This window comes from Methylacidiphilum kamchatkense Kam1, assembly GCF_007475525.1.
GTDB classification, from domain to species: Bacteria; Verrucomicrobiota; Verrucomicrobiia; order Methylacidiphilales; family Methylacidiphilaceae; genus Methylacidiphilum; species Methylacidiphilum kamchatkense.
In genome coordinates this window covers 1,666,555-1,681,865 of the sequence record NZ_CP037899.1, presented here as the reverse complement: position 1 = coordinate 1,681,865, position 15,311 = coordinate 1,666,555, and the positions used below count along the sequence as shown (strand labels likewise).

The 15,311-nt window shown below is 29.9% G+C and carries 14 protein-coding genes and 2 pseudogenes; 1 reads left to right on the top strand and 15 read right to left on the bottom strand.

Going from position 1 to position 15,311, the window contains the following annotated elements; all coding sequences use genetic code 11:
- Positions 1 to 46: 46 nt before the first annotated feature.
- The 5 genes from kam1_RS07815 to kam1_RS11290 form a co-directional block, all read right to left on the bottom strand.
- Entirely contained in the window at positions 47 to 1,003 is a 957-nt protein-coding gene (locus tag kam1_RS07815) for a class I SAM-dependent methyltransferase (RefSeq protein ID WP_052250586.1), read from the bottom strand.
- Positions 994 to 1,449: a class I SAM-dependent methyltransferase gene (locus kam1_RS07810; RefSeq protein WP_052250587.1), complete on the bottom strand. Its 456-nt coding sequence runs from the start codon at positions 1,447 to 1,449 to the stop codon at positions 994 to 996. The genes kam1_RS07815 and kam1_RS07810 overlap by 10 nt, the downstream gene beginning before the upstream one ends.
- Before the next feature lie 200 nt (positions 1,450 to 1,649).
- Positions 1,650 to 1,916: a class I SAM-dependent methyltransferase gene (locus kam1_RS11295; RefSeq protein WP_391524877.1), complete on the bottom strand. Its 267-nt coding sequence runs from the start codon at positions 1,914 to 1,916 to the stop codon at positions 1,650 to 1,652.
- Positions 1,917 to 2,092: 176 nt separating this feature from the next.
- Positions 2,093 to 2,590: a glycosyltransferase family protein gene (locus kam1_RS07800; RefSeq protein ID WP_052250588.1), complete on the bottom strand. Its 498-nt coding sequence runs from the start codon at positions 2,588 to 2,590 to the stop codon at positions 2,093 to 2,095.
- A gap of 144 nt (positions 2,591 to 2,734) precedes the next feature.
- The gene (locus kam1_RS11290) at positions 2,735 to 2,944 is read right to left on the bottom strand and encodes a glycosyltransferase (protein ID WP_052250589.1); all 210 of its coding nucleotides are present in this window, start codon (positions 2,942 to 2,944) and stop codon (positions 2,735 to 2,737) included.
- A gap of 79 nt (positions 2,945 to 3,023) precedes the next feature.
- Between kam1_RS11290 and kam1_RS07790 the strand changes: the two genes are divergently transcribed.
- Positions 3,024 to 3,572 (top strand): TolC family protein, encoded by a 549-nt coding sequence (locus kam1_RS07790; RefSeq protein WP_244946024.1) that lies wholly within the window; start codon positions 3,024 to 3,026, stop codon positions 3,570 to 3,572.
- A 707-nt stretch (positions 3,573 to 4,279) separates the two neighbouring features.
- Here the strand turns inward: kam1_RS07790 and kam1_RS07785 are convergent.
- The 10 genes and pseudogenes from kam1_RS07785 to kam1_RS07740 all read right to left on the bottom strand — a co-directional run bounded on the left by kam1_RS07785 (position 4,280) and on the right by kam1_RS07740 (position 15,297).
- Positions 4,280 to 5,449, bottom strand: coding sequence for a glycosyltransferase (locus kam1_RS07785; RefSeq protein ID WP_143958359.1), 1,170 nt, complete (start codon positions 5,447 to 5,449; stop codon positions 4,280 to 4,282).
- Positions 5,450 to 5,631: 182 nt separating this feature from the next.
- Positions 5,632 to 6,816 carry a glycosyltransferase family 61 protein gene (locus kam1_RS07780; RefSeq protein ID WP_143958358.1) on the bottom strand — a complete coding sequence of 395 codons (1,185 nt, stop codon included), beginning with the start codon at positions 6,814 to 6,816 and terminating at the stop codon, positions 5,632 to 5,634.
- A 62-nt stretch (positions 6,817 to 6,878) separates the two neighbouring features.
- A complete protein-coding gene (locus tag kam1_RS07775) occupies positions 6,879 to 7,397 on the bottom strand; it encodes a glycosyltransferase family 4 protein (RefSeq protein WP_052250357.1) in 519 nt (172 codons plus the stop codon).
- Complete coding sequence (locus kam1_RS07770; RefSeq protein ID WP_052250358.1) at positions 7,394 to 7,984, bottom strand: hypothetical protein; 591 nt, start codon at positions 7,982 to 7,984, stop codon at positions 7,394 to 7,396. The genes kam1_RS07775 and kam1_RS07770 overlap by 4 nt, the downstream gene beginning before the upstream one ends.
- A pseudogene (locus tag kam1_RS07765) lies at positions 7,971 to 8,483 on the bottom strand (class I SAM-dependent methyltransferase); the annotation flags it as partial. The pseudogene kam1_RS07765 and the gene kam1_RS07770, both read right to left, overlap by 14 nt.
- A gap of 20 nt (positions 8,484 to 8,503) precedes the next feature.
- A pseudogene (locus kam1_RS11285) lies at positions 8,504 to 8,632 on the bottom strand (methyltransferase domain-containing protein); the annotation flags it as partial.
- Positions 8,633 to 11,085: 2,453 nt separating this feature from the next.
- Complete coding sequence (locus kam1_RS07755) at positions 11,086 to 12,234, bottom strand: glycosyltransferase (RefSeq protein ID WP_039720472.1); 1,149 nt, start codon at positions 12,232 to 12,234, stop codon at positions 11,086 to 11,088.
- A 45-nt stretch (positions 12,235 to 12,279) separates the two neighbouring features.
- A complete protein-coding gene (locus kam1_RS07750; protein ID WP_276507608.1) occupies positions 12,280 to 13,422 on the bottom strand; it encodes a lipid II flippase MurJ in 1,143 nt (380 codons plus the stop codon).
- 569 nt (positions 13,423 to 13,991) lie between these two features.
- Entirely contained in the window at positions 13,992 to 14,177 is a 186-nt protein-coding gene (locus kam1_RS07745; RefSeq protein ID WP_039720474.1) for a hypothetical protein, read from the bottom strand.
- Positions 14,178 to 14,541: 364 nt separating this feature from the next.
- Positions 14,542 to 15,297, bottom strand: a complete 756-nt coding sequence (locus kam1_RS07740) for an FkbM family methyltransferase (RefSeq protein WP_235276573.1) — start codon at positions 15,295 to 15,297, stop codon at positions 14,542 to 14,544.
- Positions 15,298 to 15,311: the final 14 nt, after the last annotated feature.

Genomic DNA, 15,311 nt, shown 5'->3' with positions numbered 1-15,311 from the left:
AAATTATAAAAAAGCAGAATAATAAATGTTCAAAAAGAATATTCGCCTATACCTTGTTGTCCTTCTTGACAAATAGATAGATAGATGAAGGAAAATGCCCAATAGGCGTGCCAAAAGGAGTTAAATTTTCATCATTTAGCCCGTTATTACCTCCTTGTGGTTGATACTCTGGAAAAACTTTTGCTAGTTCATTTGGACACATATAATGCAAAAGGCTCAGACAAAAAAAGATCTCAAATTTATAATTAAATATAAGAAAGGCATGTAAAAGAGAAGATTCGGTAGCAGGAAAAAATGTTGTTAAGATGTCTCTTGGATAATCATAAGGAAAATAGATGTCATGAAAATGAACATATACTCCACTCTTAAGCCTTGGTAGTACTTCGAGTATTAAAAAATTGACATCTCCACCAGCCCTTACAGCATGAGAAGAATCAATAAACAGAAGATCATTTTTCTCTAGAGTTTCAAATAATTTTAAATCAATCTCTTGTACTTTGCGAGGAATAAGCTGTATTTCAGACATTGATTTAAGCATAGACGAAGGATTTGGTTCAATAGCAATAATCTCTGTTTTTATTCCATTATTGTCATAGTTTTTACAAGCAGCTTTAAGCATACAGTAGGTCGAAACACCTGAACCTACTTCGATAATTCGTTTTGGTTGTAAAAAACGAATCATAGCATGAAGAGCTTGCGCTTCAATATACCCATAGCCTGGGCCAAACTTGTTTTTAACAGCATAAAGATAAGTTGAGTTCCCTAGGTATTCTTTGTGAAAAGGCGAACAGACTTTTTGTAGGTTTTTTAATTGGTTTTCAAGGTTAATTTCTATTCCCAGCATTTCCGATGGATGTGCCCAAGTATGGCGCGTTCGTTCCAATTCGATGGGATTTGGAAGTGGACAGTAATAATGAGCAGGAAGTACATGAATACGAAAGAGCTTAATGGCTGCCTTATAAAAATAGAAAAATAATCGTTTTAAAAGAGTTTTTATGCGCATTTTTTAGCTTCTATTCCTAGTGCATTTTCCCATCGAGACTCAGTTTCTACTGTTTTAAATATATCATAAGAAGAATCATTAAAATATGCTCTTCTTACAGAATTAAAGCCAACGGCTTTAAGTTCAGAGGATAAACTCTTGTAATCCCACATCCATCGATATTTTGAGTTACCATAAAACTCTCTAAGCATAGAAAGCAAATCGTATTTTCTTTTATCTTGCCCCAATCCCGTTCTTTTTAAAAATAAAATTGAAGCTTCAGAGTCAGTATTTGAGCTGTAATTTTTGGCTTCATATTCTAAATCTGGGAGTACACAACGAAAAATTCCATTGGGTTTAAGAATCTTAAATGTATTTCGAAGAGCCATTCTACAGTCTTCCAAGGAAAGATGTTCTAGAACGTGGGAGCAATAAACAAAATCAGCTGAATTTTCAGCAATGGGCAAACCTTTTACAATATCTCCATAGTGTACATTTGATGGAAATTGTATTGTATTAAATATATAATTTAAATAAAGGAAATTTATTTAAAAACATTGTGGGAGTACAATCGAAATTTATCCAGTTAGTTGGTGCAATGGTAGCACAACCGTAATGCACGCAAATCATCTTAGAATTGATATCCATCTCGTATAGACAATATTTTTTACTTTATTCTTGCGACCGTCAAGAGTTGTCTTTTTTTCTTAAGGCTAGAATGTAGGGTTGCGGCTAATACATGTGAAGAAATTATTTTGTTAAACCTTTTATTTTTTAATTCGTTTATATCGCTGTATACTTTCAATCCCAAAGATCTTGCGTGTTCAATCGCATGCGGATTAGCTTCAATGCCAACTTTTTTCTTTGCTGGTAGACTATACAGCAAAAACCCTTCTCCACATCCAAAGTCCAAAACAGCATCATTATTTTTTATGTATGGAATAAAAAAATGAGCATTCCATTCAGCACCTAAAATACCGTTTCGATGTGACTCGAAATATTCTTTCCCTTTTTTATCATTATATCTAGCATTGAATTTTCATTTTTTTTCATTAAAATATATTAAAAACCATAATAAATAATTATAGATTTTAGAATATTATAACATTATTATTTCTTGTTAAGAAAACATTTTATTTCATATTCTTTTAAACTTATTTGATACCAGTAAAACGATTTTAAAATATTAAAAACTAACCCTTGATATCCATCTAAAAATCCTCCTTTTAAAATATAAGAGTATAAAAACCATATAAGAGGTTTCCCAGGAATTGATAAAAAAAAGTTCTTAAGCCATCTTCGTCTTTCTAGTGTGGAACCAAACAAATTCGCTTTTAGTCTATCCCCATGGATAATGTTATATTTTGTTCTAAGTAATGCCTCTCCATCTGAATAAATATTATGCTTGTGAAAAAAATGAGATAAGTTCTCATAATCATTATGTATCATGGGAGATTGTAATTTCCCAATCTTTCCATCAACAATAGGGTGGGAATGGAGCTCTACATCAAGATGAGCTGTTATTTCAGGAATTTCACGGTTTTCAATTATTGTTTTTTTATGTTCAAATAGAATCAATTTCCAAATAGGTGCCCCATGTTTAAGCAATTTTCCCAAGAAATAATAGTGATAGTGAACTAAAAATCCTGAATAAGAAGTAGGACGAGAAAGGGTAGAGCATATTTCATTTTTTAAATCTTCACTGACTTCTTCATCTGCATCTACAACAAGAACCCAAGAATATTTCCATTCTTAGTGACCAGTTATACTTTCTAAGTCCTTTTTTTCCCATTTAAAGGGTACGACAATAGCCCCCATCTTTTCTGCAATTTCGCAAGTTCGGTCTGTACTAAAAGAATCTACAACAAAGATCTGATCAGCCCATGAAACACTTTTAATACATTTCTCTATGTTTTTTTCTTCGTTCTTAGTAGCTATAAGTACAGAAATGGGATATTTCATAATATAATATAATATATATGATTATAAATTAAAAATAACTATACATTTATAAAATCAATATAATGAGACTAAAAAAACTTTGCAAAAGGAAAGATCTCAATGTAGCGCTGCATGGGCTCTATGCCGCTCACGCAGCTGTTGCTGCAGCCCAGGCAAGTTATTTTATCCTAATCTTGATGCTCTCCTTCAGTACGAAAACATCAGCAATGTATACATTCTTTATCCAAAATGGGGATGGACAGCTGGAGTCCAAGGGCAATGGAATTTTTTTGATATTATGGAAAACAATGGAAAGATAAAGGCGCAAAAGGCCTTGGAAGATATTGCACAGGTAAAAGTGACTCAGCTTAAAGTGGATATTCCTGCAGAATTAAGAGAGCTGTATCAACAGCTGAAAAGATCGAAAGAATCTTTTGCTTTTCAAGAAAATGCGGTCAATGATGCCGAAAAAGGTTTTTATCAAGCAAGAAGATTATTTGAAAGTGGGGAAACCAACTGGGTCCAGGCTGTTCTTGCTAGGCAAGCTTTGCTTAAAGCAAAAATTGGGTATGCGGAAGCTAAATATAATTATAATGCGGCTCTTGCAAGGTTAGAATATGCTGTGGGTGGACAATTGCCTAGAGACTGATGATAATTAGTTTACACTTATACTATAGAGTATATTAGGGTTTCTTTTTTGTGTTTGCTGCATCATCAGAGGAACTGATCACAACTCCTTTATCGAGACATATTCTTGCATTATTGAGTATAGCAATATAAAAGGGATACATATTATTATAGCATTGACTATTAACATTATCTAAAAGATCTGTATCACAGATATTACTTATGTCATAAATGATCTGACCAATATCTGTATTATTATTTTTTAGAAAAATAGGTGTTGATAAAACCGCCCTTTTTGGTGGACCAAACAGCTCTGAACTAATAGGAAATTTATGGATGATACGGGCTATTCCTAATAATAAATATCTAAATATATTATAGTAGATTCTCAAAATAATGATACGAATTGTAGGAAAATAGGTATTAATCAAGAATCTGAGTTTTCTTTTTATATTCATTGATTGTTTATGAATAAAGATGGATATTTAAAGCCTATTCGCGCATGGAAGTGTAAAATTAGAATATTCAATATTTGTAGCATCCTTCTAAGATATATCAATCACTTTTGATGGGATAGTTTGGCAAGATCACTATATTTTCCAGAAGAATTTGGTACGAAGAATGGAATTTCTTTGATTATTCTGATACTATGTCTGCTAATAAACCGATAAATATGTCTTAAGAGAAATCATTAGTTACGATTGTGAAAGCATAAAGACAGACATTTTTTTATTTATTTCGAATGATCTGGAAATAAAAATCGATTAGTTTTTGGCTTACAACTTCTTGCGAATAATGAGATTCATAAAAATGTCTGGCTTTCTTTCCCATTTCTAAGAGCCTTTCATTATTTTCTATCAATAAAAGAAGAGAGGAAGCGACTTCTTCTGGATTATCGTTAACATAAATACCACATCCGTATCGATCTAGCCCAAAGATATTACATTCTCTAGTAACAATAACAGGCTTGCCCATTCCTAGCGCTTCCACAACCGCTATAGGGAGTCCTTCATTTTTGGATAAGGTAATGAATATATCAGCTCTCTTAAATAAGTACCATTTATCTTTTCCGTACACTGGACCAAGCCAGTGAATATGGGATTTACTTTGAAGAGATTGGTAAATGCAATAGGCTTTTTGACCATATATTCCACTACTGGGACCAACAACGAAGAAGTGAATTTTGGGATTTTGTCTCCAAGCGTAATCAAATGCTTGGAGCATTTCTATTACCCCTTTTTGGGCGTCAATACGACCTAAAAATAAAAGAACAGGATCATTTTTAGGAAGGATAATTTCATTGATAATGGCTTTTGGCTTTTCTTCTAAAATCTCCTTTGGAATTTCAATAAAATAGGGGATAATCGCACAAAAAGAATTAATTGGTAAAATACAATCATTTTTTTCTTTTTCTGTGACAAATCGAATGGCATTAGCCTTTTCCCATTGTTTTTTGAAATGGAAGAAATAGAAAAAACTTTTTGCTAATGGATGTTTATTGAAATCCCATCGAGAAGTCATGCCATGAGGAGTAAAAATATAGGGAATATTATTTTGTAAAGCTATTTTTGCTGATTGAGAGGTGATTAGAGACCAAATTGAATGAATGTCAAGTAAATTAAACTGAGAAATATGTTGTTTAAGCCAGAAAACCAAATGGGGAGAATGAATCAATTTTTGATTGATTTTTCCTTTAAGTGGGAAAATCCTTAGATCAACTTGTGGATCCAGTTCTATCATTCCACCTTCTTTTGGGTCAATATTTTTATCAGTAGTTAGTAAAGTTACTTTATGGCCTAAATCTAATAGTGTTTTTGCTATAAAAGCAATAGCAGCAGATGGCCCACCGCTCTTATGGTCGATCGATGGAATGACAAAGGCTATATGAAACGGCTTCATTATAATATATAAAAAATAAATTCCTATCGATAAAAAAAACAAATGGATTTATGAATAAAGAATGCTTTGAGTACATTTTTCAATATTTTTTATTCATTATTAATAGAAGATAGTATGGATAAAAATATTTTAAAATAAACACATGTAATTAAATATAAAAAATTTAACATATATAATATAATTTATATATATTGATTAATAATATTTTTTATTGTAATACTTATTTTGTTTATATCTATAATCCAATCTGTATATTGTATATCATCATAATGCGAAGTAATAGGAGTGGCATCAATCTGATAATATATCATGTCATTTAACAATGCTAACCTCTTGTAAAATTCGTTTATCATGATGATTGGTCTAATTTCTATTAACACAGAATTAATGGGGGAAAAAATAATATTGACAAGACCGGCTCCAAAAGGACCAATGACTATTTTTATATTTTGAAATAATTCTACTTGTTGTAAAAAAGATAAATCTTCTAATAACAATACCCTAATATTATAGTCATTTAAACGGTTTAATAAATCATCTTCATTTAATACTCTTCTATTTTTGCATTTTTTTCTAGAAATATAAATAATATTATTGTATATATTATGAGATATAAAATTAAAATTAATAGAAAAATATTTTTTCATCTCCTTCAATAGATAGCGAGGAGGTAGATATCCTCCCCACCAATGGTATGAAGATATATATAGTTTATCAAAAAAATAACATATATGATTGTCTAGTTCAACAACATTATCTAAATTAATATTTAAAGCTTTTAGAGTTTCTTTCTGAAAATCATATTTTAATTTATTAACAATAAATACTTCAAAGATGCTAAGTGTTTTATAAAAATTCTTAAAATATATAATTTTAGATATGACTTCCAGAAGCCAATGTCCATAATTATCTGCAAAACCATAATGAGTAAATAATGAAAGACCAATATGAAATTTTATGCAAATATTTAATCTATAAAATCTAAATAAACCATATTTTGACATTATAAAAAAATTTTTAGGTGACAGTTCTTCTGAAATTTTATTATTATATGTTACAACAATTCCTCTATTACCTAGTAATCTTGCATTATATAATATAACATTTACAAATTTATAATCATCATAATATTTCCATTTATATAAATAAATAAAATAATTATCTTTAAAATCTATTATATCTAGACATTTACCAATATTATTATTATTATTTATTTCTGTAACTATATCAGAACATATACTATCAGGAATAAAATAATTTCTAAAAATATAACGATAAATAAAACGAAAAGGATATAAAAAATATTTTATTATAAAAATGTATAATAATCTAAATATGTTATATTTATATAAAAAATTTAATGACATAAAAAATCCATATTACAATATAATCTTTTATATGTTAAAAATAAATGTATAAAATAGAGATTTCATCCAAGAAAAATCTTAGCTTTTAATGATGCATTATGCCCCATAGTCAATCGAATATCTTTATTATTAGAAAGAAATAATATTTTATCTGATATAAGATCAGGATTGTGTATTGGAACTATAAACCCTTCTTTTCCATCTTCAATAACATCACAAGCCCCATTGTTATCTGTTGTTATAACAGGTAAACCACTAGCCATCGCTTCTAATGTAGCTATTGCAAATCCATCTTCAATAGATGGAAGAACAAATAGCGATGATGAATGGAATAAATCCAAAAGTCTATGATTAGGAATAAATGGATAATGAATAAAAAGATAAGAATAATCTTTTAATATTCTTTTATAGTTTAAATCCATTGCTCCAATTAATAAAAGTTCTGAATGGGGAAGCTTTAATTTTTTAAATGCTTGTACTAAATCAATCTGACCTTTCCGTTGATTAATCTGAGCCACACAGACAATTCTAAAAATGTCATTTTTATGTTCTTTGGGAGGATAAAATCGTTGAAGATTCACTCCATTAGGAATTTAAAAATTTTCTTCTTGTCAATTCCATACTTAATTAAAGAGGAAAGGACCCAATTAGATGGGACTAACAGAAAATCTGATTCATAGATCTCTTCTATTCGTTTTTTTTCTGCAGCCCATAAATGATTTTTCTTTGGTAAGCTTAATCTTTTTTCATCTTCTTCTTCCAAAAGCTTCGCTAATTCAAGTGGATGAGCGTTTACAATTTCCACAAGAACAATCCCATTCTCACTTTTTGTTTTTTTTATTATCCTTAATCCGGTTCCATGAAGAAGGAGATGAAAAATTGGTGCTGAATCCCAATTCTGAAGTACTAAATTTTGCCAAATTTCATGACAAAATGAAAGAAATTGCTCTGCATAATGATCCTGCAAAAAAGGACCTATTCCTCTCATGAGATATTCTTTTATCCAAAGATTCTTCGATACGGAGGCGGCTTTACCAAGATTTTTTGGGGCACCAATTTTTTGAGAAAAATAAAATCGGTTTAAGACACCTTTTTCTGCTAAATAACTTACATAATTGTGAAAATGAAAACGACCACACACTCCAATGTTAACTTTAATTGATTGCATAGCTTGGCTTGTATGCTTCAAGGCAAATACTAAAGAATGGCCACTGTAGACATTTTGTAAAAATTGGGTCTAAAAAAGGGATAATTGGTCGAAGGGGTAAAGATAACGTCCAACCAAAAAAAGGGTAAATTTTTTCTCCTTTTCTCATTAACGCAGTTACTTTTTGACTAATAAAACCACTACAATAGGATATTTCTTCTGGAATTACTTTGGCCTCTTTACACAACTCAAAAAGCATTGCTTTAGAATATCCTCGTCGTACATGACGACCATCTTCTATAGGTTCAAAAGGACCATTGTCTTCTTTGCTTATTGGTTTGTAATGAAGATAAGGGGTCGTGACTAATAATCGTCCTCCAGGGATTAAACATTGAGTTGCGTCTATGAAAAATTTTTTATCATCAAGAATATGTTCAATAACTTCAAAAGCTATTACCCAATTAAATTTTCCTTTCCATTCATCTATGTTCGAAAGTTCTTTTAGATTCATTTGAATAAAGCTGACATTACTTACTTTAGCTAATTTGCTCTAGATACACAAGCATCTATTTCTCTTTTATTCCAAGTTATCCCAATTACTTCATATCCTAATTGAGCGGCTCCAATAGAAAAGGCTCCACTACCACAACCTAAGTCTAAAAATTTTGCTTTTCCATTAGTTTTTGAAAGATGTCTTTTAAGCCAATGTCATCTATCAAAGATAAGGGTATCTCCATGAAAAAAAGCTGCTTTATATCCAAAAAGCTTTATAAGGAAGTCTCGGTCCATAAATAAAAAAAGATGAAAATTGCTGCTTATAATTCATATTTGAAGATCGTTCGTAATTTTCTAGCAAGAAGACAACAGGAATGTAAAAAAGAATTCAATACAATAGGCTTTTTTAAAATAATTGATGTTGGTTCAAGGGATTTATTTTCTTTATAATTAGCATTATATTTTTCGTAAAATTTCCAGAAATATATTCTTTTAGCACTGATAAAATGATAAGCAACTATATTATCGATAGACATAGAATCGAGATCCTTTTTTGTAGGTATTCTAACCTTTTTTTATCATACTGAGCTCCATGATGTAAATGAGCTAAAATAGCATAATAAGATTGATTACAAAGATATATTTATTTATCTTCCCATGGATATCCAAGAAACCATACAAGAAAATCCAAATCATATATGTTTTTACGAATGTAAAATAAGCCTGCATTTGCTTTGCTGATAACTCTAAGATTAGTATTCTGAATATAAAGCTATGGTCTTATACAATATGATTCAGATTGATCCATCATTATAACAATAGAAATCTGGCTATTAGAAAAAGAAAACATATTTATAAATGGTCTAAAAAAGAAAATATCAGCATCACAATATCCATATTTATCAGTATGATAAAAAATGCTAAATCCAGAAGTTTTATTCCCTAAACCGGAAATCGTGATCTAAACATATTTATTTTTGGATATTTAATCAGAATTGAATAAAGCAAATCATCGCTTTCTTCTTTAGAAATTATTCTTTTAATTGGAAGTGAATTTTTTAAAACATGATAATCCTCTTCTGTTAAGGAACCGTCATCATGAATGATCAAATAAATAGGATCAACTGAAAATAAACAAGAGAACCTAATCCTAGACATGCCAATTGAACATCTCTATGATGTAAAACAGAATGAACGATTATAGAATTCATAAATCATATGCTATATTCATACTATATAGTAAATTAATATTAAAAATATGTTTTTATGAATATTATATTAATTTATAATTATAGTTTTTTGTTAACATTTTATATCTATTAAGAATATATGCTATTGCTATTATTACAGGAAATATAATATAAAGATGTAATAGAAATAATAGTTATTAGTATTCCTACTAAAACATATAATAAAAAATGATAAAAATTAATAAAGACCCATCTTTTTTGCGTATGTTATAAATCTTCTCATGCATCTTTGCAAAAATACCAGTAAGAATACTTCCAAAAAATAAAAAACTTATACCTCCCCATCTCATAAAATCTCCGACAATAGAGCATGTGGTAACCCATAAAACGTAATCACTATTCCCGAGTTGTTCCCCTGGAAATGGGTTGTTTTTCCACAAAAAACGTGGTATAATAAAGGTTGTTATCTCTATGAGCATATATAATATTACTGTGAATATCATTGCGATCAATATCTCCTAAATGTGACCATCTATAACTTCTTACATTTAGCATAATATCAAATATGGGAGCTAGTATGAAAGATAGAAATACAAATACAATTGAGATTTATCTAAAATTCCTGTCTCTATCTGCTGCCCGTGCAAAAAATATCAAACTTATAGCAAAAACAACATTTGATCTTGTTCCACTTAATATAGCAATTGTAAGATCTGTTAATAAAATGATCAGTAGTAGAAATTTTCTTTAGAGTACTTAATTTCTTTTTCCATGCCCTGTCAATAAAAAATGGTGTTGTGGTAAATAAATAATCTATAGGCTGTAATATTACTTACCAATCATGAACTTGTCCTCCACCAAGTACCCCTCCTTCACTACTTACTGCTCTTGCTTTTAGCAATTCTTTAAATATAAGAAAAATATTTCCTTTGGCAAGATACAGATATATAAATATCTATAATAAGAAAAATATTACAGATATCCAGTAATAAACATTACCAGAAAAGTCAAAGTCAGTATGTTTTAAAATCAATTCAAATGGCGATCTATTGAAAAAAAAAGAATACCAACTTAACAGAAATATAATGATAATCAGAACGCATAAGGTAAAACTTAGAATAATTACATGTGGAGAGAAGTCTTCTAAATCTCTTAAGAAAGCCATGTCTAGCACAAAAAAATAAATACAACCAATAAGAAAACTATCACTGGTCTTACAATTGAAGTGGGATCTTTAAGTATTGAAATTCCGATTCCAATAAGAAGTAAAAAAAGCGAAAGTATTCCTAATGATTGACAAATAACTAATGAATCACCAAAAATTCCTTCTAAAACCCAGAAAAAACTAAGAAAGAAAACAAGCAACAGTGGAATTTTAATCCCAAGATGATTATCTACCACACTCATCTCTTTTTGTCATATAATTATGTTTATCTTTTAAAAGGTTTTTTTCGAATTCCATGCAAATAAAGAAGATTCTACTATACTCTTTGCCCAGTTCTGAGGGGAATACAATTCGATTTTCTTTTGTGAACATTCACTCATAGAAGCTAGAAGTTTTTTATCCATTTGAGATATTTTCAGCAAAATCAAAGCAAGTTCTTCAGAATTATGAGGATCAAAGATAAATCCATTCTCTTTACTTACTAATTCAGAAACACATCCACAATTTTTTGAAACAATAACAGGCAATCCGCAGGCCATTGCCTCATTGACAACAAGACCCCACGGTTCAATAAGGCTAGGTAAGATGAAAGCCTTAGCCAGAGCATAATAAGGTGGAAGTAATTCAGTTGGTAAGTAATCAAAAAAATGGATGTTATATAGTTTTTGAGAAATTACAAAATCCATTAATTTTTCTTTTTCTTTCCCTTTCCCAATCAGAATCAAATCCCACATTCCACCAGAGAGTTGATATTTTTTATAAGCATTTAAAAGAAAAGAAAGGTTTTTTTCTGGATCCATTCTTCCAATATAAAGAAAATAATTTTTTGGAAGGCTTAGCTTTTGCCTCCAAACATCTTCATTTGCTTTCACTTGTATTGATTGCTTAACAAAAAAGGAATTGTCTACTACTTCTCCGTATTCCCAAATTTTATTTTCTGGATACCCTAAATCTACTAAGTAATCTTTGTGTTTTTTCCCACCTACAAGAGCAGCATCAAACAAAAAATTCATAAACATTTTTTTAAAGTTTTCTTTGATCCAAAATCGTTTTCTATCTGTTTTTAAAGTAGAGAAAAATAAAACCGTTGCCTTTTTCTTTAACTTCATAAGCATAAAACTCTTACGGATCCATGGTTCTCCAAAACCAGCGCCAATAAATACATCTGGATCTAGTTCTTCTAGTTTTTGTTTCATCATTTCCCAAGATTCTTTTTTTGTTATTCTTTCGTACGGTCTGTTGAGAAGAGTAATTAATGGTATGCTATCTTCTCTTCTAACACTCCATGGATGAGCTAAGGTGCTTGAAGAAAGCTCTAAAAAAATTGGGTTGATTTCTTTATATTTTAAAAGCTCTTTAGCACGTGCAATGTGATAAGGACCATAATTAATAAATGCAATGAGTACTTTTATTGTTTTCATGCCATGTGAAAATATGAAAAGAGAGAGTAAGAACGAATTATGCTATTATAAAAAAGTAATATAATAAAATAATCGGTTTATAATATAATTAAATTTAAACAATATTGTTTTTAAAGAACTAATAATAAAACGAGTCTCTTCAAGTTTACAATAATAAGAAGTTAAAAAGAATGAAAAAATGCTGGCTGTAAGTACTATGAATAACTTCAGATAAAAAGAAATTGATGATTTCATTAAAAATGATAAAGTATGGACTAGCAATAAAGACAATAACACTGAAAAAATAGTGAAACCACTTAAATGCATTAAGAATAGGAATAAATTTTTAAAAAAATATTTTAAATGAAGCTTTATTGATAAAAAATAAAATAGTAAAAATGCCTGAATATAGGAGACAAATACTATAAATAAGACTAATAATTCTAATCTTCCATATTTCGTTATAAGCGGAAAGCCTATATATTGTCCTATCGCTAAGAACGAAGTTATAACCGATGGTGTATAAGAATCCCCATTGTTAAAAAATATTTTTGTCGTAAAATCATTTATTGTTGGAGCAGGAATACACATTAGAAAAAAACCAAAGATGGTTGAAGTCCAATCAACTGCTGCTTGATTAAACATGCCATGGCCCAAGAATAGACTGATAATATCTTTTCTCAACATAAAAACAAGTGCCATTAAAGGAATAGCAAAATAAAGATTCGATCTTAAGCCCTTTTCGATAAGAAAGTTCTTGGATATCGTATCATTTTTCACGTGGGATAAGGAAATTCTTTGAAAAAGAACGGTAGAGATTGCAGAAGGAATGAGGGATACCAATATAAGAAGCTTATAACTTAAACCGGAAACGGCAATAGCCCCAGAACCTATTTTTGAAGTACACTGATATAATATAATCAATGCAATAAATGATAAAAAAAATGAAAGTAATGTAGGTAGTCCATCTTTTATTAATTTTCCATGGTCTTTAAAGTCAAAACCAAATGTAATTTTTAAAAATGTATTATATCTAAGATGAATTTTCTTTAGCAACAATGCAATTGTAATAGCCGCTCCTATTCCATAACCTAAAAAATAAAACAAGCCTATTGTAGAAATGCTTTTAGTAATAACTCCAAAAGCTACAAAAATGTTTAAAGTTATTTGACAAACTTGGGTCAATATAAATATCCCTATAGCTAGCAAGGCTATACTCCAAACTGTTATCTATACCATTGGGATCAAGGCTATAGAGAACCATTTTATTAATATCATTGCTGATTCTTGTCCCAAAGGTGTAATTTTTGGGGTCAAAAAATGAACTAAGAGTGAAGGCTTGAAGTAAGCTATAAGCACAACTGGAATAAAACATAAAGCAATAGTATTAGCAAAAGAGGAGACAGTCTCACATCCGTTACTTTCTTCCTTCTGTATTTTCTCAAGAATAAAAGGAATGAGGGTAGGAAAAAAAGCAATGATAAATCCTTGTACCGAAAAAAAAGTAAAGCAGTTCTATATCCATCCACAACTGAAGATATCCCGAATTTCCAACCTAATAACATTTCCACAAGAAATCCAGTTGCTGGGCTGATAATAGAAAAAAAAATCAAAAGAGAGGTTTTTTTGTCCATAAAAGACATATTGCTAAAATAAGATCATTGTAATTATTGAACTATTATTCTATGTGTAGAATAAACCTTCTATATTAAAAAAAATATATATTAAGAAATATCTTTTAATTATTCACTTTTAAGTAAATGAAAAAAGATATTCTATTAATGTTTAGCCTTTCTTGTTAATAAATCTTTATTACAAACGGTCAATCCCATAGTAAGAAGATAAAGAAGATTAGCCATGGAAACGATATTGAAATTAGCGATACCTTGAAATATACCACCAATAAAAGAAAAATAAGCACCTAAAAGCATTATCCTTTGTCCTTCCTCCTCACAAAGCTTCAAAGCAATCCATCCTTCTTTTATAACATAGCTAATTGTTGCTATGAATAGACCAAAGCCGATTATACCTGTATCAATTAGAATTTCAAAAAAGTCACTTTCTGCATGACTGACTGCTGTGGGCGGTCAATTGCCTAGAGACTGATGATAATTAGTTTACACTTATACTATAGAGTATATTAGGGTTTCTTTTTTGTGTTTGCTGCAATTTATTGAGCTTTTAAAGCCTTTGGATGTGTTATCCTTAATTTTTTTTGCTGAAGTTCAGGTGATTATTAATTAAGAAGTGCAATAATGCCATTACCACCATGATATTTTACAAATAATTATAGATTTCTATTGGCATCAATAATAACAAAAGATTTATCTAATTTTTGGTAGATCGTTTTTCAAAGAAGAAATCTCCTTGAACGGCGTTTTTTTCAGAATCATATACAAGATTATAGATTCCACGAAATCTAAACTGTTTAGAGTATAAAAAATTAATAATATCATCTGCTAAAGGTTGCCCAACATAGAGTTCATAGAAGGAAGATTCTATATAAATATACTTAAAATGGTCTAAGAAATTTTTTATTCCTTTGAGTACTTCAAGCTCATAACCTTGAACGTCGATTTTAATCAGAGCAGGAGGGTAGATTTGGTCTTCTTTTATCCAATGATCCAATGGAGCAATTTCCACCAAGACTTCTTCTTTTTTTCTAGTACCAGGGAAAAAGCTTTCTTGTAACTTACTTATTGGAAGTAATGAAGAGGAATCATCTTTTTGTGAAACGTTCATTGGAAATTTTCCAACTACAGAGCCCACACCCCCAGTAAATAAAATAACTTGAGGATCATTTTTAAAAATGGATTGGAAGACTGAAGCAGGCTTTGGAAGAGGTTCAAATGAATAGATCATGGCGTTAGGTAAATAGTGTCGAGCAACTAGAGCAAATTGTCCTCGATTGGCTCCGATATCTACAACCGTCTTACAATCGATCAGTCTTTTTAAAAATTTTTCATGTTCTATCCCAGCGGCTACTCTATGTATTGCTCCTCTCCAATAAACAGGTTTAGTAAGGATTTTAATTAATTTATTTATTTTAGATAGGGAGATGAGAAGCATTAATTGCAGTAACAATAGATTGTATTTTT